This is a genomic window from Pseudomonas sp. NY15463 (assembly GCF_048068415.1).
Classification (GTDB): Bacteria; Pseudomonadota; Gammaproteobacteria; order Pseudomonadales; family Pseudomonadaceae; genus Aquipseudomonas; species Aquipseudomonas mosselii_C.
Genome location: NZ_JBLUQD010000004.1, coordinates 389,759 through 415,092, shown reverse-complemented (window position 1 = coordinate 415,092; position 25,334 = coordinate 389,759). Strand labels below are relative to the sequence as shown.

Below are 25,334 nucleotides of genomic sequence, written 5' to 3'. Positions count from 1 at the left end.
GTTAGTCAGGCGATGTGATAGATGGCACCGGCTTTGCCGGTGTTCGCGGCACAAGGCCGCGCCTACACGGAGGCGTCGGTGAACTCGGGATTTGGCGCAGTCCTGCGGGTATCAAGCGGCTGGGCCGCCTTTGGGCAGCCGTACACTGGCCCGTAATCCGCCACCTTCACGATTGTTCAGCACCAACTCCCCACCATGGCTGGCCGCAATGCGCTGGGCGATGCTCAAGCCCAGGCCGTAACCCCCGGATGCCTGGTTGCGCGAGCCCTCGCCGCGTACGAACGGGTCGGTAACGGTGGCCATCAAGGTCGGCGCGATGCCGGGACCGCGATCGTCTACGTGGATGTACACCTCAGAAACCGCGACGTCCAGCGTGACTGAAACATCGCGGGCATAGCGCAGTGCGTTGGTCAGCAGGTTTTGCAGGCAACGTTGCAGCAGCAAGGCGTCGACCTGCACCTTACCGCCTTGGCCGTGCACCGGCAGCGGTTCCTCGGCGCTGGCCAGATCCGCGCACAGGCGCGTTACCAGGCGGTCGAGGTCCACTGTTTGCAGGTTGCGCTGTTCGCCAGCGCGCAGGTAGTCGAGCACCTGGCCGATCATGCCGTCCATTTGCGCGATGTTCTGGCGCAGGCGCTCCTTGTGCTCGCCATCTTCCAGCCGCTCCAGGCGCAGGCGCATGCGCGTCAGCGGGGTGCGCAAATCGTGAGACACGGCCGCAAGGAAATAGGCCTTGTCGCTGACCATGGCGATCAGTCGCTGCTGCATGGCGTTGAACGCCTGCGCGGCCTGGCGCACCTCCTCCGGGCCATCCAGTGGCAACGGCGCCTGCTCCAGGTTGCGGCCCAGGCCCCGCGCCGCTTCGGCCAGGCGACGTACCGGGCGCAGGCACAGGCGCACGGCCACCAGGCACACCAGCAACACGGCGACGATTCGCAGCGCATAGACCCGCAGCAGGTAGTCGCTGATCAGTACCCAGGCCGACTCGCCACTCCAGCCTTGCAACTCCTGGCCGTCGATGGTCAACCAGTGGCCGTCGGCCAACGGCACGGCGAACTCGATATGCGCCTGGGCGGTACGCAGGCCGAACAGGCTGCGCCAGACGATCGGCTGGCCCAACTCGTTGGTCAGTTGCACCTTCAGCAACCGCACCTGGGAATCGCGACCCAGCTCATAGGCCAGGGCCTGCTGTAGCAACAGCTCGACACGGCGGCGAGCGCGACGGTCGTCGGCTTGCGCTGCCGGCAGGCTTTGCGCGCAGCGCAGGTGGTAATACCGAGGCACCGGCAGCGTTCCGGCATGGCACTGGGCTTGGGCGATCAGCGGGGCGCTACGCACGGCGATCAGGCGCACCGGCGCCTCCAGCACCTGGGCAAAGCGCACATCGAACCAGATGCTGCTGGACAGCAGTTGGATCAGCAACGTGCCGCTGATCATGATCAGCAGCAGTTGGCCGAACAAGGTGCGCGGCCACAGCCGGCGGAGCAAGCGCACCTCAGGCGTCCGACGCGTCGCGGCTCAGGCTCAGCAGGTAGCCTTCGTTGCGAATGGTGAGGATCTGCGCGGTTGCTCCGGGCGCACGGCGCAGTTGCTGGCGCAGGCGGCTGATGCACATGTCCACGGAACGGTCGTCGGGCAGGTGGTCACGGCCAAACGCGCAACGCGTGAGGTGATCACGCGAGACCACGCGGTTGTTGGCTTCGAGCAGTTCACGCAACACCCGGTAATCAGAGCGCGGCAGGGTCAGCGCCTGGCCGTCGGGGTGGGTCAGCAGGCGCGTGACCGGGTCCAGACGAAAACCGGCGAAGCACTGTGGCTCACCGTCGTTTTGCTCGGGGCTGGGCTCAAGACGCTGCGGTCGGCGCAACACCGCCTTGATCCGCGCCACCAGCTCACGTGGCTCGAAGGGCTTGGCCAGGTAATCGTCGGCGCCTACCTCCAGGCCGATGATGCGGTCCAGGGCGCTGCCCTTGGCCGACAGCATGATCACCGCCAGCCCCGGCTGGGCCTGCAACTGCCGGCACAGGCTGAGGCCGTCCTCGCCCGGCAGCATCAGGTCGAGTACCACCAGGTCGACCTTGTGGCGCGCCAGTTGCGCGTGCATCTGCTCACCGTCGGCGGCTGCCAGGGCCTGGTAGCCGGCGTCGGTGAGGTAATCGCAGAGAAGTTCGCGGATCTCGTCGTCATCATCGACGACCAGCAGGGTCATGCTCATCTGTGGCTGTACCTGTAGAGAAGAAACCTCGGCGCTCATTACATCCCATTACATACCCGTACATGCCGGGCATGGAGCGTAAAAGGCGGATGCCTAGAATCGTAACAAAAAATCATCTGCGAATACGAAGCCTTCCCAAATGGTACGCAAGAGCATCATGAACGACACATCCCTGTTCACCCGAGGCGGCAGCCGCCTCACCCCGCTTGCCTTCTTCGTTGCCCTCGGGCTGTCTGGCACCGCTGCGGCCGAGGGCCAGGTGCTGGAGCTGGACGCCACCAACATCGACAGCAGCGCACTGCCGGTGGCCGACGAGACCGGCCAGATTGGCTACACCGTCGAGAGCACGCGCAGTTCCACAGGCCTGAAGCTGACGCCGCGACAAACCCCGCAATCGGTCACCACCATCACCCGTGAGCAGATGGACGATCGCGGCGTGCAAAACATCGAGCAGGCGCTAGAGACCACGCCGGGCGTCACCGCGAGCAAGAGCGAAGTGGGTGGCCGTACCGATTTTCGCGCCCGAGGCTACTCCATCAGCAACTGGAAGATCGACGGCTTGCAGTTCCAGGGCGGCTCGGACTTTGCGGGTGGCGGCAACGCGTTGAACATGGACCTGTACGAGCGTATCGACATCGTGCGCGGTGCCAACGGCCTGCTCGGCGGCACCGGTGACCCGTCGGCCACCGTCAACCTGATCCGCAAGGCTCCGACCAAGACCTTTGGCGGCAGTGCCTACGCCACTTACGGCAGCTGGGACAAACGCCGTCTGGGCGCCGACCTGAACCTGCCGCTGTCCGAAGACGGCCGCCTGCGCTCGCGTTTCGTGATGACCCAGGAAGACGCCAACTCCTTCCGCGACAACCAGTCCAACCGCTCACGCGCCGCGCTGGCCAACTTCGAATTCGACCTGGACGACGCCACCACCCTCGGCGCCGGCTACCAGTACGAGTACAACAAGATCGTCGGTGGTGGCTGGGGCGCCAACATCCCGATCTGGTACGCCGACGGCAGCAAGACCGACCTGCCGCGCAGCAGCAACCTGGTGCCTAGCTGGAGCTTCGGGGAGTACATCACCCGTACCGCCTTCGGCTCGCTGGCGCACCGTTTCGACAACGACTGGAGCCTGGACCTGAACGTTGCCCAGAGCACCAGCGAGGTGCTCAACCACCGCGGCCTGGCCAAGGTCAACTCGGCCGGTGGCGGCAACTACGGCGGCTACTGGGACCAGGACGGCAGCGGCGCGGTGCTCAACGGCCTGCACAGCTCCACCGACACCACCCAGCAATCGGCGCAGATCGATCTATCCGGTCCGTTCCAGCTGTTTGGCCGCACCCATCAGGCGATGGTCGGTTACAACGACAGCCGTACCGTGGCTTGGTCGCCGGAGTACGACTGCACCATGGTGGGCGATGGCATCACCCGCAACGACCTGGCGGGCTGCCAGTTCCGCGCCAACAACGGCCTGCCCATCAGCGACTGGGGCAACGGTGTCGACGACGACTACCAACTGCTGGCCTCGCGCACGGGCCGTCACACCAAGACCACCACGCGCCTGCAGGGTATGTATGCCGCTACCCGCTTGAGCATCACCGACCCGCTGTCGGTCATCCTCGGCGCGCGCGTCACCGACTATTCCTCGACCACCCTGGCGCTCACCGGTGCGCGCACCAACCGACAGAACAACGGCATCGTCACGCCGTACCTGGGCGTGGTGTATGACCTGAACGATACCTACTCGGTGTACGCCAGCTACACCGATATCTTCAACCCGCAGACCCAACTGACGGTCAACGGCAGCGTGGTCGAGCCGATCCGTGGGCAGAGCTACGAAACCGGTATCAAAGGCGCTTGGTTCGATGGCCGGTTGAACGCCTCGGCGGCGTATTTCCGCACCAAGCAGGAAAACAAAGCTGTCCTCGATGGCGCCTTGACCACCCCGACCGGTGCGCAGGCCTACACCGCAGGCTCCGGCCAGGAAACCGACGGTATCGACCTGGAAGTGGCCGGCGCGCTGACCCCGAACTGGAACGTGTACGCCGGCTATACCTACCTGCACTTCCGCCGCGTCGACAGCGATGGCCTGAGCGACCCGTCGCACCTGTTCAAGGCCTCGACCACCTATCGTCTGTCCGGCCCGCTGGAGCGCCTGACCCTGGGCACTGGCGTGAGTGCGCAAACCAATATCCGCGCGCTGTCCAGCCCCGCCGGCCAGCCGACCAATGGCGTCAGCCGCAGTGCGACCGACGTGAACTGGTCGGGGTATGCGATCTGGAACGCCATGGCCAAGTACCAGTTAACCGACCAGACCGCCGTCACCCTCAATGCCAACAACCTGTTCGACAAGCACTACTACACCCGTTACGGGTTCTATGCCGGGGCCATTTATGGCGATCCGCGTAACCTGTCGCTGACGGTGAGCACCTCGTTCTGACGCACAAAGCCCGCGCAAGCGGGCTTCTCACATCTGGCCGACGGATGGCAGGGCCGCCCACATGAAGGCTGGGCGTGCCTGCTCAGGCCGCATTTCCCATCCCTGCACGCCCATCCACGCGACCTGCTGCTCGCCCGTTGCAGAGCCTTTGCCGACGTAGGCCGCGATTGGACTGGCGTGTCGTGCCAGAACGCGGGCTTTGTCCGAGCGTATCGCGTATGGTGGCCAAGTGTACGTCGAATGCCGGTGGGCGTGGTGCCCGCGGCATGCGCAAGTCATGCCTGCCGTTCACGCGTCCAACATCCAACTATCCTCTCTGGGCAAGATGGACGGGCCATTACCTCCCAGCACATTGCCGAATCTAACCAGGGTATGCATGAGCCTGCACAAGCGTAATAACTTACATATCATCGGTGATGGCAGCGCCACCTTGATCTTGTCCCATGGGTTTGGCTGCGATCAGTCGATGTGGAGGCTCATGCTGGCGCATTGGGCTACGCGCATGCGCGTCATCACCTATGACCTGGTCGGCGCCGGGCAGTCAGATCTCGATGGCTATGATCGGGAAAAGTACGCTTCGCTCTGGGGCTACGCGACAGATCTCAACGAGATCATCAGCGCGTTTGCCCAAGGTCCTGTCATCATCGTCGGCCACTCGGTCAGCGCCATGATCGGCGTGCTGGCTGAACGTCAGCAGCCTGGGCGAATTGCCGGGCTGGTGATGATCGGAGGGTCGCCTTGCTACATCGACTCCAGTACCTACAGCGGGGGCTTTTCGCGCGAAGAGGTGCAGACGCTACTCAGCAGCATCGACGAAAACTACCTTGGCTGGTCCAGTACGATGGCGCCGGTGCTGATGGGGTCGAGCGGGCAGCCGGCACTTCAAGAGGAACTGCTCAACAGTTTCTGCCGCACCGATGCGCAGATCGCCCGGCATTTTGCGCGGGTCATCTTCCTGTCCGATCATCGCCAAGAGGTCATCGGCCTGCACCTGCCGACGCTGATCCTGCAAAGCACGGCCGACCCGGTGGTGCCGGTGGCCGTGGGTGAGTACCTGCAACAGGTGATCCCCGACAGCCGGCTGGTGCTGATTGACAACATCGGCCATTACCCACAATTGAGCGCCCCCAGTGCTTGTTCCGCCGCCATGGACGGATTTTTCGCAAGCCTAGGGCTAGGCCATGAATGACCCGACGCTGCTGTTCAGCGAGTCGTACTTCGAGCACGCGCCCTGCGGGCTGGTGGTCATGGCGGCGGATGGCACGTTGTTGCGGTGCAACTCGACGCTCAGCCACTGGCTGGGCTATGACCCTGGGTATTGGCAGGGGCGCAGTTTCGACCAACTGTTGACCGTGAGTGGTCGCACGTTCCACCTGACTCACTGGGGGCCATTGCTGAACCTGCAGGGCTCGGTTTCGGAGGTGAAAGTCGGCCTGCGCCATCGCGCCGGGCATGTGGTGGGCATGCTGCTCAACGCCATACGGCGCGAAACCGCCGAAGGGGTGAGCTATCATCTGGCGCTGTTCAGCACCATGGAGCGCGACCGCAACGAGCAGTTGGTGTTGCAGTCCATGCAGCGCGCCGAAGAGCTGCTGGCGCAGAAAATCAGCGCCGAGAAAGCCTTGCAGCAGGCCCAGGACAAGCTCGCCATGGCCTACGCAGAGGCCGAGCGACGAGCGGTGCTGGCAGAGCAGATGGTCGCGGTTGCCAGCCACGACCTGAAAACCCCGATGACCGCCATCAAGATGGCCACCGAGTTGCTCGGACGCGACGTGCAAAGCGGCCGCGCGCGGCGTTTGCTGGGCAGCATCAGCACCTCGGCCGAGCGGGCGCAACGCATGGTCGTCGACCTATTGGACTTCGCCTCGGTCAAGCTGGGGCAGGGCATCAGCATCCGCCGCCAGCAGGTTGACCTGCTCAAGGCGGTGGACCAATGCGTGAGCGAACTCAGGATCGCCTTCGGCAATGCCAGCATCCGCCACCTGTCACGCGGCCAGGGCATGTTCGACGTGGACCCGGACAGGTTGCAGCAGATGCTCGGCAACCTGGTCGCCAACAGTGCGGCCTATGGCGACCTGCGCTACCCGATAACGCTGACAACCGAGTTTGCTGATGAGGGCGTGATCCTGAGCGTTCACAACCACGGCCCAGCCATTGCCGAAGAGTTGCTACCGACCTTGTTCGAACCGATGACCCGGGGCAGCGACCGGCAGGAGGGGTTGCGCTCGGTGGGACTGGGGTTGTTTATCGTCAAACAGATTGTCGAGTCGCATTGTGGACGGATCAGCATGGCGTCTGATTTGGTGAATGGGACATCGTTTGTGATTGTTTTGCCGTTAGGGGCGGGGGGCGGTGTTGGGTGAGCGGGGGGCTCCAGACGGACGATTTTTTGCCGTAAGGGCAGAGAATTCGCGGGGCTGGAACGGGGTGGGTGTTGGGGGGCCGGAGCAGCCTTTTACAGGCGAACGCTATCGACCATAGCGCTCATTCGAGGAAGGCAGCTACCGACCCGAAATGCGGTAGTCGCCTCTAAAACCCGCCCCGAATCCCCAGCCTAACTCACAGACCTATAGCTGTTGCTCCCATCAGATCATTCATCTTCAGCAGCACTGTTAGCTTTAGCTCGACTCACCATCCATGGCAGCGCCGGTTGAGCTCGGACCTTTTTGTACTGGCCGCGGGCAAACATGTATGTCTGCAACTCCATGAAGTGGCGGTTGCGCCCAGACAGTTCGTACGTGATGAGGAAGACGATAAGCGGTTTCTCCGCGCCCTCCCATTGCTGGTGAATCCGCTCGAGCGTCAGCTTGAGGTCTTGAACGCGGCTATAACCTATAAATGTCTGGAATACCGCATTGTCCGCGCGCTCGAGGAGCTTGGAAATCTCGTTGATGTCGGTATGCGCCCGTTTCCATTCCCATTCGACGAACGAAAGTGTGTTGCCTTCCGGGTAACGTATTACCGCATCGGTGCGACCGCCTTGCTCGAACAAAGCCCTGGCGCCCAGCAGGGTGGCGCATTGGCGTACCACCAAGCCCAGGTGGATTGTCCAGTCGGCGCGACCTGCCAGGTCGTTGGCTTCTGTCACTGGGAAGTCGCGGTACCACAAGCAGTTGAACAGCGTGATGAAATCCTTCTCGACCCGCTTCATAGCCATCCTCATCGTATGAATAACCAATGAAGGATTTAACGGCTGGCGCGTTGAGAAGTTGAGGGTAGTTGCTCGGTAACGTACGCGCGGGGTGCCCACCGGGTCAGTTCGTCGGCTGGGAAGGAGCGCTAGAGAGGGGATTGCCGGGGCCGCTTTGCGGCCCATCGCGGCACAAGGCCGCTCCTACAGGGAGAGCGAAAACAAAAAAGGCCCACCTTTCGGTGAGCCTTTTCAGTACTGCGTATGGTGCCGGCACCAGACGAACGGTTTCTTGCTGTGAGGGCAGGGGATTCGCGGGCCTGGAATTTAGTGGATTTTTTGATGTACCTCATAAGGTATCTATAAAAAAATCAGCTAGTTATGGCTTTCTGTGGAATCGAATCGGGAATTTTGGGGCCCTATCGATTGCTTCGATGCAAGAGGACGTCTGCTGCTGAAGACATCTTGAAAGCTTCAGTGAGATCTGAAATCACCGGTTTTGATAACTAGCCGGGTACGTGAACAAAATCTCTCGAAGCAGCCCTCTACAGAGGGCCCCTATCGACCCTAATCGGCCGATGACGGCAGAGGCACGTTGACCACGGGCCGAAGCGCTCTCGCATATCTCGCCACGCAGCACCCGAACAGAGCACCCAGAGCACACCATCGAGCATCAGTCGGTCGCTAAGGCGCGGGCGCCCTTGGCCGTGGGTTTCGATGAAGAGGTCGGAGACCAAACCCCAGGCCTCGTCCGAGAGTTCGTAACGCTTTGCCATCACAGAATTCCTTTCCGTTGCTGGCGGGTGCCTCTACAAAATCTCAGCGCTGGAAGCGCGACGATTGGGTTTCTCGGGGTTTCGTACAGAGCCTAAAAGCGACGCTCATTCATAATGGCACGCATATTCCTATTTCGCTCGTTGATCATAGGGGTGGGTAGTTGTATCTTTTCATTGGCGCGGAGCGCTTGATTTATTTCAGATTCTGATACGCTTTCAGATTTATCACCAATTACAAGTACGGCGGAACCTCTGACAACTTTAGAGGCGCCTTCGGTATTCTGATTGTCTTTCAGGATTTTGCGATACCAAGCGCTCGCAGAGACGTCGCCGGCCTCGCGTGTCAATATAAGTGAGTTATCCTTAATAGTGCTGCCTATGCTGTTACTCTGTTCTTCCAAGGTGAGATTGGCAGCCAGAACGGACTCTTTGTCTTCAGGCGAAAACCAGACGACCTCTTGTGCGAATTTGTCCACGGTTGAAAAATTCGCCTCAAATGCCACCGTTTCTATCAGGAAGTTGGGTGATCTCTCGGATTTCTTGAGAGTTAGCCTTATTTTTCCTTTCGGTAGTGGCGAGTCCGTGTAGACGACTCTGCCAGAGTCAGTGCTTAGGGATATGGTTTCTTGAACAAGTGATTTTCCGCATAGAATGGCCGTGGCAGATGGTTCGCAATGGGCGACGTTGGATATGTTTTCATATTTTGCTTCTGTGATTTCCGTCCCAAATGGCGCTGCTACAAATAGCTTTGATTTTGGGTTGTCCGGGATGGATCGTTTTAACTGGCTTGTATCGATCTCTATCGTTGACGACCCTTTTATTTCTGGGAGTTCATATTTGGGCCGCTTTTCGCTAAAGGTAACTTTGTTTTTTTCGAGCCATGACTTCACCTGGGTTGTTAACGGGATGATGAGTGACATGCCGATTATGGATTGTGATCCTCCGCCAATTCCCATATAGCTGACAAACCTCCCATGCCAAACAGCGGCGACCATGTCTTTCCTTTCAAATATTGGGCCACCACTTGTCCCGCTGTTCAAACTTGACTCTTCAACCAAGCCGAATGGAGGCTGTTCAAGGGGGCTTGAGAATGTCGCGGAGACTTGGGAGGGAGGATAAGCCTTGGGTGGGTCGTTTAAGATGTTATATCCAAGCCCTTTAAGGGAGTCGCCTGGAAGTAAAGTATTTGTGAACCTGAGACCCATGGGCGGAAGGGAGGCTGCATAAGATATGTCCTCTAGCTGCAAAAGTGCCAGATCGTACTCCGGGTAGGTATCCTTGATGCGTGCATTAAAAGGACCTTGGAACTTCCATTTTCCGTTTTGTATTCTTGGAAAAAATACCTTCAAAACGATACTTTCGTATAACTCAGGGTTGCCTGTAACATGGAGTGCAGTTAACAGTTCCCCATTTTTCGATATCACAAAGCCAGACCCACCAGAGCGTTCGGTTTCGCCATTGTAAAGCGTTGCATTTGATATGATGGCCGCCACGCTTTCTAAATACTGAGTTCGAGGGATGCTTTCAGCTTCTGCCTTATGAGGGAGGCAAATGGAGAAAACTAGTGAAACCAGTATTTTGAATTTCAGGGTGCGCATGCTATCAGTTCTCCATTGCAAGCGGCGCATGGCGCTCAGCTGTTTTCAGCTTGTAATGTTGGGCAACCGAATATTTGTCCAGGGGGCTGAGTATTTCAAGTACTTGGCCGTTGCCTTCCTCGTTATTGCTATACATTTTCCAAGTGGGTGAGCAATAGTTCATGATGGATTTTTCATCATACTTAGAGATGAGCTTTACACCTCTTGCACCAACGCTATTTACATCAGCAGCACACTCAGGGGCATCACTGCGAGTATGTTCATGAATAAATCCTAAAGCATGCCCGAATTCATGTACTGCCAAGTACTTGACGCAGTCTTCTTTCGATTTATCTACCCGACATGCAGGGCGCCAGTTTTTGAAATCAAAATTCAGAACCATGCCTCCCGCTCTGCCGTCGAGATAGCGACCCAATCCTTTTGTTCTAGGGGCCTCATCTCTCACTGTTATGTGAATGCCTCCTTCTCGAGAGTCTTTGCAAAGCCTCCATCCAATGAACCTGACATCCGAATGTTTCGGCCAACTGGAAACGACAGCAAGCTCTACAATGGCTCTGTAATGCTCTTCTGTAGTGTTTGTCGGGTGTTCATCCCAACAGACGTTAATGACTGGATTGCTCCATCGGGTCTGGCGCTTTACCGCACCATATTGATCGACCGAAATGAGTCCGTTTGGCTGGGCATAAAGCTCAAGTGAATCTTGTTCGACCTGCGGCTCGCCTGCGGCACCAGCCGAGAGAGTGGAGGTTGTTATCAACACCGCGAAGTACAGGATGCGGTCCATCATCGACTCCAGGTGGCGCTTGCAATGTTTTTTTTTCTGCTAGATTCAGAGTGTAGTTCACCCTAAAGGAGCTTTCAAATGCGACTGGTTCCCTCTTTGCTCACGGCTTCTGTCGTTGTGAGTCTTTACGGTTGTGCGGTGCCAAGTACGAAATACACTTTATATGACCAAAACGCTGAGCGCGTGAGTATAGACAGCACGGCTGATACCTACATGCTTGCCAAGTCTCAATTGACGATCTCGAAAAAAATCTCAGAGGAGGATGGGAATGCGACTGATGCGATAGAAGTGGCGTTGAGGAAGATTGAAGATACACGGCTTTCTTTAGGTATTACGCCGTGGAACAGATGGTATGGTGTAAAAACCCGGATCGCACTGACAAAAGTCGATAACACTCAGTTGGTTCAAACAGTTACAGTGGAGGTGGAAGACAAGAGGAAAGAATTTATTCAGTCAGCATTCACGCTGTTGGGGACTATCGCGAAATTGCCTATTAGTGAAAAGGCAGAGGGTGAGGCTAAACCTGTATTTAAAGCCTTTCCAGCAGTGATAGATGCCAGTGAGGCAATAAGGGAGTGCCGTCGAAATAAATGCGAAAAAACGATTCTGAACGCTTCAGAATGGGGCGTTCAGGCAACTATTTCCGTCGCCCCCGTCCCCCCAGACGCTGTGGATGTAAAGCATCTTAATGACCCAGGGTTCTTGCAGAGTGCTAAAGGCGTATTTTTTGCGTCGGCGTGCAGACAGGCGACTATCCGTGTCTCAAAGATTGAGAATTCCGACGTTGATTTTGTTCAGCACTTCTCTTTGGCTGATCCAAACTTTGTGCAGATAATTGCCTTGCCCGCCAATGGCAGCATCACGGCACACGCAGAGTGCGGCTATTCTGTAGTTGCCCAGGACGTCGAGCTACAAGAAGACACTGATGTGGCGAATACGTTCTTTGTTGAATATTACAAAATTCAGGATGCGCTGCATAAAAAACGCAAGGAGAGCGACTCTGAATCAGAATATGAAAATGGGGATGAATAGCTAGGTGTTCAGTCCCAGAGAGTCATGGTGCATCCTTAACCCCCCCAGGAGGAGGATGCATTTTACACGGACGTATCCATGGTTCAGCCCGCACGACGCCGCGAATTATGGTCGTTATTTGTGAAACACCAAACTAGTTTAATAGACAGGCAGGATGGCCGCTCTTGGCCAGACTTTTACCGCTCATGACGGGCAGCAAACGGCTTTTCGCCAAGTGTCGCTTTGGGTCGGTTGCGGTCGGTCGTGAATATCAAAGTCAGACCTTATTAGCACTTGAAAATCCATTCTCTTTCTAAACGGCGAGCCAGCAGCCGCACGGTCAGCAGGTAGTAATATCGTGTTGCTTTGCATCGCCTCGCTAGTCGGTGGTCGAGAAACCAAGCAACATGTTTTTTCTGCCAACCCCAAGGTGTTTCTAGCTTCCAGCGCGCTGCAATTTCGGCCTGAATGATTTTCGCCTGGCGTATATGGCGTTGCCGGGTTGAGTGTGAGCCGGTCAGAACGCCAGCCAAGAACAGTTCCATATCGAATGGCTTACTCATATGCGTCCTCCAATGTAGGCCGCGACCACATCGATCCGACCGTGCCCCAGCTCATAGCTGATTTGCCTTCGGGCCTCACGATCAAGTGTCTTATCTACGTGGCAACATTGGCCGCCGTTGATAGGCGCGGGGTGCTGGGTGATTTGCTCATAGCGTTCACATGCGTACGCCGCTCGTAGCTCATGGAAGCCCTTGAGCTTGAGTGCATGCAGGACGTCCCGCGCTGGGCGGATGATTTCCTGCAGAACATTCCGATAGCTTTCGTCTGGCGCAATCAGGTTGCGGCTACTCGCAGGCGACACCTGCCGTGCAAACTCAAGTGCATCTTGAACATGGTGGTCCACCGCAATCCATCGTGGCGCCGAGGCGCCAGCTCGGCCGCCTTTGGTGCCATCCTGAATGTTGATCCTGCCTAGGTCGTTAGCCTCACGGCTCAGCCGTGGCAAGTCGGCTAGGATTGCCTCACGCAAGCGCATGCCGGTGGCTCGCGCCAACAGAACGGTTGCAGCGGCCCGTAGCTGATGATCGCGGCAAAGCACATCGACAATCTGCTTAACCTGTCTGCGGTCTTGGCCCTGCGGCACTGAGTGTCGAACTCCGCTACGCTGCATACCCAACGCCTTGCTCGGACTGGGCAATTTCACGCACTGATCACCGCGAAGCGCCGCCATTGTCCTGTTAACGCTGGATAGGCGGTTTTGTGCGGTGCTGACAGCAAGGTCACCGCGCCTTACCACGTCGCGCAGGTACGCCGCATAGTCCGCCAATACCTTCCGATCAATCTGCCGCGCATCATTGATACCGGGCCCTTGTTCGGAGCGGCACCATCTGACGAATGCCTGCCACCGATCACAGTGTGCCTTCACCGTGCCGTAGTGGCCGCCGCCGAACATGTCTTCCAACGCCTGCGGCCCTGCATAGCTCAGTTGCCTGCCGTAGCCGAAATTACGGCCATCGCGTCTACCCACCAATGCCATGTCGAATCACCTCATTGCCTGGTCTCCGATCCTCGCCCCACGTCATCCCGCCAAGAATGTTGAGTGTTATCAGGGATCAAGGCCCCTGCGACCTGTGGGGAATGTCCTCTACGCGGGACTGGCGGCTCCTTACGTCCGGGAGCAAGGGCATCTCATGATCTGGCCTCCTGAACACCGTTACCGGTGGGCGGGTGGAGGCAGCACTGGCTGACGAGACCAGCGCCTGAAGATCCTGAGCCATGTGCAAGCAGCAATGCGATGACCGGGGCATGCCTGACTGTCAGTCAGGTGCAGTCCATTCCTTGGTCTGCGGCACCATCATCTACAGCGCTGTTGCTTGTGACATCGGCGTTTGTCACGCCGATTGTCACGAGGGGGAATGCCGCAAAGCCATGTGCGATCAGGGCTGCAGCAGTGGTAGAAGTGCCCGTCTCTTTCCAGAAGAAAGAGACGGGCACAGGTTGGCGCAATATTCGGCCAAGCGGATAGGTTGCTGCAGGGCAGCGAGGTACGGTGTATCTGGCGCACGAGCGCGGTATGTGTAAGAGCATCCATCACATGGGTAGTGACCGGGCGAGCTGCCGGATGCGAATCGCCTTTGGGGAGAACCACCGCGAGAGCGGCGTGACCTTGAAGGTTCGGGTCACCTGGGGTGCTGCCTAAGGCAGCGGTTGCAAGATCAGTTCTACGCCTGTGGATAATTTTGGTCAACGCCCTGATTTTCGTGGCTTCTGGGCTTGTGCATGAAATTACCCACCTGTGGAAATCAGTGGTATCCAAAGGATTTGTGTCGGCTTTTAGCTTTGCAAAGCGAGGTCCACCCAAACAGGGCGGCTTTGCAGCCCTGTTTGGGTGGACCCGAATTAAAGAGCGGCCAACGGTGATCTGGAGGGTTCATCGACGATTGAATGCGCCACGCCCATTCGGCAAGGGGGTGATGTTGTCGCCAGCTGGATGGGCGAACTCATGTGGAGTCACATGCCCCGATCTGTTGGCATCGATGTAATTGCTCCACCACGCCATGATCAGCCTGCGCTGCTCCAAAAATTCGGCCTTGTGGATATAGGCGGCGCGCACGCGATTGCGTTCCTTGTGGCTCATCTGCCGCTCAATAGCCGCGTCTGTCCACAGCCCTGACTCCAGCAAGGCGCTACAGGCCATGGTCCTGAATCCATGCCCGCATACCTCCTTGGATGTGTCGTAGCCAACGTTGCGCAGCACCTGGTTAACCGTGTTCTCCGACATTGGCTTCCAGTACTTGTGGTCACCGGGCAGCACCAGTTCGGAGAAGCGACTCAAGCCGCGCAGCCGTTCAAGGATCGCGATGACTTGGGGAGAGAGGGGCACCATCTGGATGTCTCCGCTCATCTTGGTCCCACGAGTGGAATTGCGCACGCCGTCGATTGGCTTGCGGGTGTCGGGGATTTCCCACATTGCCCTTTGCAGGTCGAACTCATCCCAGCGCGCAAAGCGCAGTTCGCTGGAGCGCACGAATACGTGCAACGTCAGCAATACAGCCAGCTTGGTTAGCTCACGGCCGTTGTAGTTGTCGATCCGGCTGAGTAGTTCGGGGAGGCGGTTGAGTGAGAGGGCAGGGCGGTGCACGGTACGCGGGGCATGAATCGACCCTGCCAGATCGAGCGCAGGATTATGGCTGATCTGCCGTGCCCGCTTCGCGCCCCGCATGATCGTGGAGAGATAATTCTGCACGCGCAGAGCAACGTCCATGGTGCCGCGCTCTTTGATACGCAGAGTGATCTCAAGCAGATCATGGGTATCAAGCTCAGCGATGGGGCGTTGGCCTATCAGCGGGAAAACGTGGGTGCGCAACCGGCTCATGACGGTCTTGGCGTGTCCCTCCGTCCAGCGCCGCGACATTTCGGCGTGCCACTCCAGGGCGACGGTTTCAAAAAGCAGGGAAGCCCGTTGAGCAGCAAGCTTCGCTTTCTTCTTCTCTTCCATCGGGTCGAGGCTGTCGATTAACAGCGCCTTGGCTTCATCGCGCTTAGTCCTCGCGACGGCCAGCGAGATGATGGGGTAGTTGCCGATGATCAGCGTGCCTTCCTTGCCGCTGGGCTTGAAGTAGCGCAATCGCCACGTTTTCACGCCGTTGGGTTTCACGAAGAGGTACATGCCGCCACCGTCGAATAGCTTGTAGGCACGTTCGCGAGGTTTCGCCGTACGGCATTTGAGGTCGCTGAGAGGAACGGCTAGACGTGGCATAAGGGTACGTTCTCCATGCAGGCAAGACGCTGTACCCTAAAAATACCCCCGGGGATGGGGTATTTTGTTGGATCCCGACGGAGGGTCCTGGAACGAAAAAAACCGCCAAAGGGCGGGTTTTAGGGGCTTCCAAGGCATTCGGTGGAACGCGATGGAGCTGGATATGGTGCCGGCACCAGGAATCGAACCCGGGACCTACTGATTACAAGTCAGTTGCTCTACCATCTGAGCTATACCGGCACAGGGGCGTCATTATAGCGATGGATTCGCGGCTGTAAACCACTTCCTCGCAATCATTACGCAATCCTCTAAGTCACCGAGGCAAAAGGAGAATTTTCTTACCAGCCACGGTGGAGCGTGGTCACGCTCGGTTCGGATTTGCCGGGGTTGAAAAACAGCTTGTCGTTGTCGCAGCCGCGCTTACGGCACGGGGCTTCGGTGTGCAGGGGCAGGCCACGGTCACCACCCAACTGCATACCCGGCATGTTCCAGTCCAGCGACGTGGGCTTGGCGGTGGGCGTGGGGCTGGCGCAACCGGTCATCGCCAGGGCGACGGTGAGCAGGGCGAAAGGCTTGGCGTGTTTCACGATGTTCGAGTCCGTTCCAGGTCGGTCTGGGTTCTATAGGCACTGGAGGGTGCCGCCGCAGGGCGCAGGGCAAGGCCAGTATTTTAACTGTCACAACCGGGCGCGGGTAGTGCGCGCGCTGGGGGCTGTGAACTGCTTCCCTTTTGTGACGCCCCAGCTGCGCAGCAGATCGGGCACTCATCCGGTTGCACAGGCAGATCAGGGTGTAGGCAGGCGTCAGCTATACGCTCGGAAATACTGAGCCGGTGCGCATCATACACTGACGCGCCAGGCGTTGGCGTACAGGGGTGGCAAATTAATGGCGTCGTGGGATTGGCGTGAACGTCATTTGAGCGGCGATCTCTAGCCTCTCCCTCCCTTCGCAGCCGTAACCGTGCCTGTCTAGTGCCGATGCCGTGTGCGCTCGGCTGTAGGGCCTTGGCATCGTGTTGAACACCTTGGCCGGCGCCTGGGCGTAAACGCTTATGCACAAGCGGCATTGATTGCTTGCGCCAAAGGCATGCCGACACCGGTTACCACCGGTCTTTGCGCAAAGGCCTGTTTTTGCTGGTTTTCAGCGACTGTTTGGAATAAGCCGAGGGTCTTGAATAGCGATTGGATCCATCAAACAGTGATTTTCATCACAAGCTTGTTCACAGACTTATCCACAGGCTATCAACCGTGCTGCGGCGTTTCGCCGCGTTCGGCGAGCAGCAGCAGGTTGCGGGGGGTGAGGGGGTAGTCGCAGAACGTGCCTACCTGCACCGTGTAACCCTGTTGCGTGAGGAACAACGCACGGTCGAGTACCAGCCACAGCTCCAAGGGGCGGCGGAACAGATTGCGCACCCACTCTAGGTTGCGCACTTCGGCTAAGCGTTGCCAGCCGCCTGCTTCGAGTGCCTGCCAAGCGGGTTCACCCTGCACGGTAAAGCCTTTTAGTTCGGCCAGGTCGCGGCAGTATTGCGCGAACGGTTTGCCGAGCCAGTCACTGGGCAGCGAAGGCGTTGGCAGGTAGGTGTCGCTGCCGCGTTGCTGGCGTTGCAGCAGGTCGAAGCCCAGGCGTCGGGCCATGGATGTATCGCGCTGGCGGCGCTCGCGGGCGCTGGAGGTCACGGCTTCACTCAGGGGCAAGCCCAGGTCATCGCGCGACAAGCGCAGCGCCGAGGCTTGCGCGGCGCTGGACAACGGCAGGTAGCTATCCCCCTGGATGCGGTTGTAGCAGCACGGGGCCACGGCCAGTTGGCGGCAGCCCTGCTGGCTGGCCAGTTGCAGCAGGCGGACGTGCAAATCGCCGCAGGCGTGCAGGGCTATCGCGCTCTTGTCGCCATCGAGGTGCTGGCTGCAACTGGTGGCCATCACATCCTGGTGCAGATGGATGGCGGGCAACTTGTGGTGATCGCTCAGCGCTTGGCCAGATTCGACCAGCGCGGGGTCGTACTCAAGGCAGGTCAAGCGCTGGCCGGGTTGCAGCAGGCGACGGCCCAGGTGGCCTTTGCCCGCGCACCAGTCCAGCCAGTGCCGGGCGGGGTTGGCGAAGGCCAGGCGGCGGCTGAAGGCTTCGATCTGTTGCCACTTGCGCCCTGGCACGTTGACGTCGAGGCGGTGGCCGGCTGGGTGCAGGCCGGCGTCGGGCAGTTCACCGATGGCTGACAACTGCTGGGCCTGTGCGGCCAGCGAGGGGAATGGCGCGGGGGCGTCGAGAGGCTGCTGGGTGCTTTCGGCTTGTTCCAAGGTGCGTTGGCGTAGCCAGGCAGACAGTGCCGGGTGCTCGGCTTCCCAGTCCAGGCGCAGCGTCGTGAACGGGCGCGGGCGCCATAGGTGCTGGTGTTGGCAGAGGAACTGGTCGAGGGCCTGGAAGCGCTCGAGCAGGTTGGGGCCTTGGAGGTGAGTGGGCGTGTTCATACGAGCACCGGGGCGCCAAGGGAAAGGGCTGCTGTGCAGCCCATCGCGGCACAAGGCCGCTCCTACAGGAGGAAAGCGGCCGGGTTTGGGGGTTGGTGGTTCAGCGGCCTTGGCTCGCGTCCACGCGCAACCAGCGTTCGAGCAGCTTGAATGCCTGCACCAGGACGAACGAAATCACCAGGTAGAACACCCCGGCAGCGAAGAAGATCTCCACCGGCAGGTAGGTGCGGGCGATGATGGTCCGCGCCATGCCGGTCAGCTCCAGCAGCGTCACGGTACTGGCCAGGGCGCTGGCCTTGAGCATCAGGATCACTTCGTTGCTGTAGGCCGGCAGGCCGATGCGTGCGGCGCGCGGCAGCATGATGTAGAGCAGCGTCTTGCCTCGCGACATGCCCAGCGCCCGTGCGGCTTCGATTTCGCCCTTGGGGATCGCTTGCAGCGCACCGCGCAGGATCTCGGCGATGTACGCGGCGGTGTGCAAGGTCATGGTCAGCACGGTGCACCAGAACGGGTCGCGCAGGTACGGCCACAGCGCGCTTGAGCGCACCGCGTCGAACTGGGCCAGGCCGTAGTACACCAGGAACAACTGCACCAGCAGTGGCGTGCCACGGAAGAAGAAGATGTAGCCGTAGGGCACGGCGCGTACGTACCAGCGCTGCGAGGACCGCGCGATGCCCAGCGGGATGGCCAGGATCAGTCCGGCGACCACCGCGATGGCCACCAGCTCCAGCGTCAGGGTCGCCCCTTGGGCCAGGCGTGGCAGCCATTTGATGATGACTTCCCAGTTCATTTATTCGGCCCTCATGAAGCCGCGAGCGGCGCGCTTTTCCAGCACGTGCATACCGGTCATGGCAATGATGGTCAGGCCCAGGTAGATACACGCGGCCACTGCATAGAACGTGAACGGCGCCTTGGTCACGGTCACGCCGATCTGTGCGTGACGCATGATTTCTTCCAGGCCGATCACCGACACTAGGGCCGTGTCCTTCATCAGGATCATGAACAGGTTACCCAGCCCCGGCAGGGCGATGCGCCACATCTGCGGCAGGATGATCCGCGACAGGATGCGGCCTTTGGACAGGCCCAGGGCCAGGCCCGCTTCGCGGTGGCCCTTGGGGATGGCCAGGATCGCGCCACGGAACACTTCGGTGGCGTAGGCGCCGAAGCACAGCCCGAGGGCGATCACCCCGGCGGCGAACGCGCTGAGTTCCAGGCCCGGCAGGTTGAGGGCTTCGCCGAGGCTGTTCATCAGCCCGACGGTGCCGAAATAGATGAGCAGTACCCAAAGCAGTTCGGGCACGCCGCGTACCAATGTCGAGTAGAAGCCGCCAAGCCATTGCAAGGGCTTGATCGCCGAGGTCTTGGCCAGGGCGCCGAGCAGGCCCAGGACCAGCCCCAGCAGCAAGGCGCAGAGCGCCAGTTTTACGGTCATCAGGGTGCCGGCCATCATGGCCGGGCCGAATCCGTGCAGGTCGATATTCATGGGTAGGTGCGTTCAAGGGACCGACACCGCGCAGGGCGGTGTCGGTCGAGGTGAATCATTCGATGCTGAACGGGAAGTACTTGTCGTTGATCTTCTTGTACGTGCCGTCGGCCTTGATTTCGGCCAGGGCCTTGTTCAGCTTCTCGCGCAGCGGGTCACCCTTGCGCACGGCGATGCCGATCTTGTCGCTGTCGACCACAGGCTCGCCCTTGAACTCGAAGTTCATGCCGTCCTTGCTCTTGAGCCACTCGTACTGCACGTACTTGTCGGCCAGGATGCCGTCGATACGGCCAGCAACCAGGTCGAGGTAGGCGTTTTCCTGGGTGTCGTACAGCTTGATATCGACATCGCTACCGAAGTTGTCTTCCAGCCAGGTGCCGGCCAGGGTGGCGCGCTGGGTGCCGATCACCTTGCCCTTGAGCGAGGCCTTGTCGGTCTTGAAGTCGACGTTTTTCGGTGCGATGAACTGCAGCTTGTTGGAGTAGTAGGGGTCGGTGAAGTCGACAGCCTGCTTGCGCTCGTCGGTGATCGACAGCGACGACACCAGGAAGTCGAACTTCTTGGCGTTCAGGGCCGGGATGATGCCGTCCCAGTCGGAGGTGACCACCGAGCACTCGACCTTCATCTTGGCGCAAAGGGCGTCGCCGATGTCTTTGTCGAAGCCGACCACCTGGCCGCTGGCATCCTTGTTGTTGAACGGTGGGTAGGCGGCTTCGATGCCCATGCGCAGTTTTTCTGCGGCCATGGCGTTGGCCGACATCACCAGCGTGGCAGCGGCTGCCAGGAGGAACTTCTTGTAAGTGTGCATGTATTGCTCCGTTAGCGGTGGCTGGACATGAATTGCTTGCAACGCGCCGAAGTCGGGTTTTCGAAGACCTGCTGCGGCGATCCCTGCTCTTCGACCAGGCCCTGGTGCAGGAAGACCACTTCGCTGGACACCTGGCGGGCAAAGTTCATCTCGTGCGTCACCAGCAGCATGGTACGGCCTTCTTCGGCGAGGGCGCGGATGACGTTAAGCACTTCCTGGACCATTTCCGGATCGAGCGCCGAGGTGGGCTCGTCGAACAGGATCACCTTGGGCTTCATGGCCAGGGTGCGAGCGATGGCAGCGCGCTGTTGCTGGCCACCAGAAAGCTGGGCTGGGTAGGCGTGGCGGCGCTCGTAGATGCCGACCTTGTTGAGCAGCGCTTCGGCGTGCTCGATGGCTTCGGCCTTGCTCTGGCCAAGCACGCGGCGCGGCGCTTCGATGATGTTGTCGAGCACCGACATGTGTGGCCAGAGGTTGAAGTTCTGGAACACGAAACCGATTTCGCTGCGCAGGCGGTTGATCTGGCGGTTGTCGGCGGCGAACAGCTCGCCGTTCTTCTGCGCCTTGAGCTTGAGCGCCTCGCCGGCGACCAGGATTTCCCCTTGGTGCGGGTTCTCCAGCAGGTTGATGCAGCGCAGCAGGGTGGACTTGCCCGAGCCGGACGAGCCGAGGATGGAGATCACGTCACCGTCGCGCGCGGTCAGCGAAATGCCCTTGAGAATTTCCTGCTCGCCGTAGCGTTTGTGCAGATTGCGGATTTCCAGCGCGGGCGTGGCCTGGGCCATGTGCGGTCCTCATGTGTTCGGGTGCGTTCCCAGCTGTTGGCGGCCTTCCTGGCGAGCGCCACGCTAGCATAGCGGCCTACAGCGGCCAACCGGGTCGCAAGGGGCTTCGGCGGCTGGTGGGGCAGTTTGTCGCATCGCTGCAGTGGACTGTCGCGAGGATGTCCGCAATGGCACTTTGCCCGGCACCGGAGCCTTGATGAAAAAAGGCGCGATGGTGCCAGCTTTGGCCGGAGCAGGGAAGCGCTTTTGGACCATTTGCCGGTAAAGCCAATGTGACAGGCCGTGGCGCGGGCCTGACAGATGCCTGCGTATCTGAATGGATAGGTTGTACCGTCGGGTTGCACTTTTATGCGTTGCATCGGTGCAAAGGTGTTACCGAGGAGCACCTTTGGTGCAGTTGTAAGTGAGTATTTCAGTAATCTGAACTTGGCATGCGGATTTGACGTGCATTCGGCCATGACCTGGCGCATTGGGCGCAATGCTACGGATTTATTGGGCTCCGGCAGCATGCCGATGGGCGCAACCGAGGAATGGCGCGCTTATTGCCAGAGGGAGAGCACCGAATGCGGCGGCGCCCACAGGCACGCTTCGTTTTTCTTTCATTCGGGCAGTCCACTCCTTACAAAGGTAGTTTTATGAGCGGTAACAATTCCAATGACCTCGCTCAGGGGCTCAAACAACGGCATGTGACCATGCTGTCCATCGCAGGCGTGATCGGCGCCGGCTTGTTCGTCGGCTCCGGCCACGCCATCGCGGCCGCAGGCCCGGCAGTACTGTTAGCGTATGCCGCTGCCGGCACGCTGGTGGTGCTGGTCATGCGCATGCTCGGTGAAATGGCTGTCGCCTCTCCCGACACAGGTTCTTTCTCAACGTATGCCGACCGCGCCATCGGGCGCTGGGCCGGTTTCACCATCGGTTGGTTGTACTGGTGGTTCTGGGTGCTGGTCATCCCGCTGGAAGCCAACGCCGCCGCTGCCATCCTGCATGCCTGGTTCCCGTCCGTGGACCTGTGGGCGTTCTCGCTGGTCATCACCCTGGCGCTGACCATCACCAACCTGTTCAGCGTGAAGAACTACGGTGAGTTCGAGTTCTGGTTCGCCCTGCTCAAAGTGCTGGCGATCATCGGCTTCATCGTCGTCGGTTGCGCGGCCATGTTCGGCATGGTGCCCAACAGCCAGGTCAGCGGCGTTAGCCACCTGTTCGATACCCAAGGCTTCATGCCCAACGGCCTGGGCGCGGTGCTGGCGGCCATGCTGACCACCATGTTCTCGTTCATGGGCACCGAGATCGTCACCATTGCTGCCGCCGAATCGAAAGACCCAGGCAAGCAGATCAGCAAGGCGACCAATTCGGTGATCTGGCGTATCTGCCTGTTCTACCTGGTGTCGATCTTCCTGGTCGTGGCCATGGTGCCGTGGAACGATCCGACCCTGGCCGAGAAGGGGTCCTACCAGACCGTACTCAGCCTGATCGGCGTGCCGAACGCCAAGCTGATCGTCGACATCGTCGTGCTGATCGCGGTAACCAGCTGCCTGAACTCGGCGCTGTACACCTCCTCGCGCATGCTGTTCTCGCTGAGCAAGCGCGGCGATGCACCGGCCGTGGCCCAGCGCACCACCCAGGCGGGCACCCCGCATTGGGCGGTGCTGTTGTCTACGGCGGCGGCGTTCCTGACCGTGTTCGCCAACTTCCTGGCTCCAGCGGCGGTGTTCGAGTTCCTGCTCGCCAGCTCCGGCGCCATCGCGCTGCTGGTGTACCTGGTGATTGCCGTGTCGCAACTGCGCATGCGCGCCCAGCGTGAAGCCAAGGGCGAGAAGATCGCGTTCAAGATGTGGCTGTTCCCCGGCCTGACCTGGGCGACCATCGCCTTCATCGTCGCTGTGCTGGTGGTGATGGCTCTGCGTGAAGACCACCGTGTCGAGATCATCGCCACGGCGCTCCTCAGCATTGGCGTGGTGGCTGCGGGGCTGTTGGTGCACCGCAAGCGTGCGGCTGCCGGGCGCGTTGCGCTGGATAGCTGAGCGGCATCGCTGAAATGAAAAGGCCGCGTCCTGTGAAGGGCGCGGCCTTTTTGTTTGTCTGTGCTGGCCTCTTCGCGGGCAAGCCCGCTCCCACAGGATTTGTGCAGGGCCCTGTGGGAGCGGGCTTGCCCGCGAAGAGGCCGGCCCTGCTTATAAATCGCTATCAGCCGAACTGTTTCTGCTGTTGCTGCTGCTTGGCAACCACCTCGGAGGCGGTGATGTAGGCCTCCTGGAACTCATCGCTTTCCAGCCAGGCCATGGTCGCGTCTTCGTCGCTGCCGTCGAGCCATTTGCGGTAGGCGGTGAACACCATGACGATGTAGTCGGTGGCGTGTTCTTCCTTGTGGCCCTTGAGCACCAGGGCCAGCAGTGGGTCCACCAGGAACACCGAGATCATCGGCACCAGGCCGGTTTCCTGGGCTTGCTTCATCTTGTCGAACAGGCTGTTGTAGCTGCCCGACTCCATGGCCTTGTTGAACACCTGCTCGACGCTGGCACTGTCGCCGGCACTGCCCTTGACCGCCTGGCCGCTGCGCACCATGCGGTTCTGCTTGGCCTTGGTGGCGGCGCGTTTGGCGCGTTTCTGTTGTTTGGTGTTGGTGGCCATGGGGTAGGTCCTTGGGGTGTCTGGTCAAAGGCGCGTATTGAAGCGTAGTTGCCAGGGAAACCCAAGTGCCTAGGCGACCTGTGGCCCTTCGTCTTCCTCGAACCCGCGCGATGCCCGTCCCACCAGCAATGGGTCCGGTGCGTGCGCGACGCTGTGGTCCTTGCCGGGGTAGTCCAGCGCGTGCAGGAACGCGCGAATGCAGTTGATGCGTGCGCGCTTCTTGTCGTCGGACTTGATCACCGTCCACGGGGCATCGGCGGTGTCGGTATGGAAGAACATGGCCTCCTTGGCGGCGGTGTAGTCTTCCCATTTGTCCAGCGACTTGATGTCGATGGGCGAAAGCTTCCAGTGCTTGAGCGGGTCGTCCCGGCGCGAGATGAAGCGGCGCAGCTGCTCTTCACGGTTCACCGAGAACCAGAACTTGAACAGCAGAATGCCGCTGTTGCACAGCATGCGTTCAAGCTCCGGGGCCTGGCGCATGAACTCCAGGTACTGCGGTGGCGAGCAGAACCCCATCACCCGCTCGACACCGGCGCGGTTGTACCAGGAGCGGTCGAAGAACACCATTTCACCGGCCGTGGGCAGGTGTTGCACGTAGCGCTGGAAATACCACTGGCCTGTTTCCTGCTCTGACGGTTTCTCCAGCGCGACGATACGTGCACCGCGCGGGTTCAGGTGCTCCATGAAGCGCTTGATGGTGCCTCCTTTGCCCGCCGCGTCGCGGCCCTCGAACAGGATGACGATGCGTTGGCCGGTTTCCTTCACCCAGCTCTGCACTTTAAGCAGCTCGATTTGCAGGGCGTGCTTGGCCTTTTCGTAGTCCTGGCGGCGCAGGCGCGTGCGGTAGGGGTAGCTGGCCGGCAGGCGCGCCGAGGTGCTGTCCTCGTTGCTGCCTTTGCGGGCGTTGGCCACTTCCAGGGCGGCGGGTTGCTGGCTGACCTGGGTGATGGGCTGCGCTGCACTCGCGGTTTTGCGTGTGCGCGGGCGGCGAGTGCGGGTAACGGGCTCGGGGTTGGCAGGGGCGGCTTCGGTGGCTGAGGGGGGCAGCAAGGTGGAATCTTCGCTCATTGGCGGTCCTTCTTGATCGATTCGGATGTCCACTCAGCATGCTAGGGAGAAGCGGCTGTAGGCTTTTTGATATCAGTCAATCGAAGGGGTGTCGGCGTAGGGGCGACGAACGAACGGTCGCCCTCATGCAGGTCATCTGCTGGGGGTGGGCTTTGAGTGCGGGGGCTTGGCCGATGCTTGGGTAAAAATCGCAGGCAACAAAAAACCCGCACTAGGCGGGTTTTTTGTGTCGCTTCGGGTAACTTTGCAACCACCAGAAGCTTGAAGGTGGTGCCCAGAGACGGAGTCGAACCGCCGACACGAGGATTTTCAATCCTCTGCTCTACCGACTGAGCTATCTGGGCGACGGGGTGAATTAAATAGATTTTCTCAGAGGTCGTCAA

The 25,334-nt window shown here is 59.8% G+C and carries 21 protein-coding genes, 2 tRNA genes and 1 pseudogene; 5 read left to right on the top strand and 19 right to left on the bottom strand.

Annotated elements, in window-relative coordinates; all coding sequences use genetic code 11:
* Positions 1 to 111 precede the first annotated feature (111 nt).
* Together ACNFIC_RS12620 and ACNFIC_RS12615 are read right to left on the bottom strand one after the other, a co-directional pair.
* The gene (locus ACNFIC_RS12620; RefSeq protein WP_416781114.1) at positions 112 to 1,494 is read right to left on the bottom strand and encodes an ATP-binding protein; all 1,383 of its coding nucleotides are present in this window, start codon (positions 1,492 to 1,494) and stop codon (positions 112 to 114) included.
* Between the two features lies 1 nt (position 1,495).
* Entirely contained in the window at positions 1,496 to 2,215 is a 720-nt protein-coding gene (locus tag ACNFIC_RS12615) for a response regulator (protein ID WP_138219360.1), read from the bottom strand.
* 157 nt (positions 2,216 to 2,372) lie between these two features.
* On the opposite strand from ACNFIC_RS12615, the gene ACNFIC_RS12610 reads away from it, so the two are divergent.
* From ACNFIC_RS12610 to ACNFIC_RS12600, 3 genes are all read left to right on the top strand, one after another.
* Positions 2,373 to 4,649 (top strand): TonB-dependent siderophore receptor, encoded by a 2,277-nt coding sequence (locus ACNFIC_RS12610; protein ID WP_416781113.1) that lies wholly within the window; start codon positions 2,373 to 2,375, stop codon positions 4,647 to 4,649.
* A gap of 376 nt (positions 4,650 to 5,025) precedes the next feature.
* A complete protein-coding gene (locus ACNFIC_RS12605) occupies positions 5,026 to 5,838 on the top strand; it encodes an alpha/beta fold hydrolase (protein WP_138219420.1) in 813 nt (270 codons plus the stop codon).
* Positions 5,831 to 7,012 (top strand): PAS domain-containing sensor histidine kinase, encoded by a 1,182-nt coding sequence (locus ACNFIC_RS12600; protein ID WP_171030929.1) that lies wholly within the window; start codon positions 5,831 to 5,833, stop codon positions 7,010 to 7,012. Before ACNFIC_RS12605 ends, ACNFIC_RS12600 begins: the two co-directional genes overlap by 8 nt.
* Positions 7,013 to 7,239: 227 nt before the next feature.
* Here the strand turns inward: ACNFIC_RS12600 and ACNFIC_RS12595 are convergent, their stop codons facing one another.
* From ACNFIC_RS12595 to ACNFIC_RS12580, 4 genes and pseudogenes are all read right to left on the bottom strand, one after another.
* Positions 7,240 to 7,800 (bottom strand): hypothetical protein, encoded by a 561-nt coding sequence (locus tag ACNFIC_RS12595; RefSeq protein WP_416781112.1) that lies wholly within the window; start codon positions 7,798 to 7,800, stop codon positions 7,240 to 7,242.
* A 545-nt stretch (positions 7,801 to 8,345) separates the two neighbouring features.
* Positions 8,346 to 8,555 (bottom strand): annotated as a pseudogene (locus ACNFIC_RS12590) (transposase); the annotation flags it as partial.
* Between the two features lie 92 nt (positions 8,556 to 8,647).
* On the bottom strand, positions 8,648 to 10,153 hold the full coding sequence (locus ACNFIC_RS12585) for a S1 family peptidase (protein ID WP_416781111.1): 1,506 nt from the start codon (positions 10,151 to 10,153) through the stop codon (positions 8,648 to 8,650).
* A 4-nt stretch (positions 10,154 to 10,157) separates the two neighbouring features.
* Complete coding sequence (locus tag ACNFIC_RS12580; RefSeq protein ID WP_416781110.1) at positions 10,158 to 10,937, bottom strand: hypothetical protein; 780 nt, start codon at positions 10,935 to 10,937, stop codon at positions 10,158 to 10,160.
* 78 nt (positions 10,938 to 11,015) lie between these two features.
* On the opposite strand from ACNFIC_RS12580, the gene ACNFIC_RS12575 reads away from it, so the two are divergent.
* Positions 11,016 to 11,969 (top strand): hypothetical protein, encoded by a 954-nt coding sequence (locus ACNFIC_RS12575; protein WP_416781109.1) that lies wholly within the window; start codon positions 11,016 to 11,018, stop codon positions 11,967 to 11,969.
* A gap of 266 nt (positions 11,970 to 12,235) precedes the next feature.
* On the opposite strand, the gene ACNFIC_RS12570 is transcribed toward ACNFIC_RS12575, so the two are convergent.
* The 10 genes from ACNFIC_RS12570 to ACNFIC_RS12525 form a co-directional block, all read right to left on the bottom strand.
* Entirely contained in the window at positions 12,236 to 12,511 is a 276-nt protein-coding gene (locus ACNFIC_RS12570; RefSeq protein ID WP_416781108.1) for a hypothetical protein, read from the bottom strand.
* Entirely contained in the window at positions 12,508 to 13,488 is a 981-nt protein-coding gene (locus ACNFIC_RS12565; protein WP_416781107.1) for an integrase domain-containing protein, read from the bottom strand. The genes ACNFIC_RS12570 and ACNFIC_RS12565 overlap by 4 nt, the downstream gene beginning before the upstream one ends.
* Positions 13,489 to 14,382: 894 nt before the next feature.
* On the bottom strand, positions 14,383 to 15,711 hold the full coding sequence (locus tag ACNFIC_RS12560) for a tyrosine-type recombinase/integrase (RefSeq protein WP_416781106.1): 1,329 nt from the start codon (positions 15,709 to 15,711) through the stop codon (positions 14,383 to 14,385).
* Positions 15,712 to 15,875: 164 nt separating this feature from the next.
* Positions 15,876 to 15,951, bottom strand: a tRNA-Thr gene (locus ACNFIC_RS12555).
* A gap of 98 nt (positions 15,952 to 16,049) precedes the next feature.
* Complete coding sequence (locus ACNFIC_RS12550; RefSeq protein WP_416781178.1) at positions 16,050 to 16,253, bottom strand: hypothetical protein; 204 nt, start codon at positions 16,251 to 16,253, stop codon at positions 16,050 to 16,052.
* Between the two features lie 699 nt (positions 16,254 to 16,952).
* Positions 16,953 to 18,179: a methyltransferase gene (locus ACNFIC_RS12545; protein WP_416781105.1), complete on the bottom strand. Its 1,227-nt coding sequence runs from the start codon at positions 18,177 to 18,179 to the stop codon at positions 16,953 to 16,955.
* 100 nt (positions 18,180 to 18,279) lie between these two features.
* On the bottom strand, positions 18,280 to 18,969 hold the full coding sequence (locus ACNFIC_RS12540) for an ABC transporter permease (RefSeq protein WP_138219352.1): 690 nt from the start codon (positions 18,967 to 18,969) through the stop codon (positions 18,280 to 18,282).
* Positions 18,970 to 19,662 carry an ABC transporter permease gene (locus tag ACNFIC_RS12535; RefSeq protein ID WP_416781104.1) on the bottom strand — a complete coding sequence of 231 codons (693 nt, stop codon included), beginning with the start codon at positions 19,660 to 19,662 and terminating at the stop codon, positions 18,970 to 18,972.
* Positions 19,663 to 19,717: 55 nt separating this feature from the next.
* On the bottom strand, positions 19,718 to 20,470 hold the full coding sequence (locus tag ACNFIC_RS12530) for an ABC transporter substrate-binding protein (RefSeq protein WP_138219350.1): 753 nt from the start codon (positions 20,468 to 20,470) through the stop codon (positions 19,718 to 19,720).
* A gap of 11 nt (positions 20,471 to 20,481) precedes the next feature.
* The gene (locus tag ACNFIC_RS12525) at positions 20,482 to 21,255 is read right to left on the bottom strand and encodes an ABC transporter ATP-binding protein (RefSeq protein ID WP_138219349.1); all 774 of its coding nucleotides are present in this window, start codon (positions 21,253 to 21,255) and stop codon (positions 20,482 to 20,484) included.
* A gap of 635 nt (positions 21,256 to 21,890) precedes the next feature.
* On the opposite strand from ACNFIC_RS12525, the gene gabP reads away from it, so the two are divergent.
* On the top strand, positions 21,891 to 23,276 hold the full coding sequence (gabP, locus tag ACNFIC_RS12520) for a GABA permease (RefSeq protein ID WP_138219348.1): 1,386 nt from the start codon (positions 21,891 to 21,893) through the stop codon (positions 23,274 to 23,276).
* A 163-nt stretch (positions 23,277 to 23,439) separates the two neighbouring features.
* Here gabP and ACNFIC_RS12515 read toward each other — a convergent pair whose 3' ends face one another.
* From ACNFIC_RS12515 to ACNFIC_RS12505, 3 genes are all read right to left on the bottom strand, one after another.
* A complete protein-coding gene (locus ACNFIC_RS12515; protein WP_138219346.1) occupies positions 23,440 to 23,883 on the bottom strand; it encodes a hypothetical protein in 444 nt (147 codons plus the stop codon).
* Between the two features lie 69 nt (positions 23,884 to 23,952).
* Positions 23,953 to 24,951: a polyphosphate kinase 2 gene (ppk2, locus tag ACNFIC_RS12510; protein WP_138219345.1), complete on the bottom strand. Its 999-nt coding sequence runs from the start codon at positions 24,949 to 24,951 to the stop codon at positions 23,953 to 23,955.
* 268 nt (positions 24,952 to 25,219) lie between these two features.
* A tRNA-Phe gene (locus tag ACNFIC_RS12505) sits at positions 25,220 to 25,295 on the bottom strand.
* Between the last annotated feature and the right edge of the window lie 39 nt (positions 25,296 to 25,334).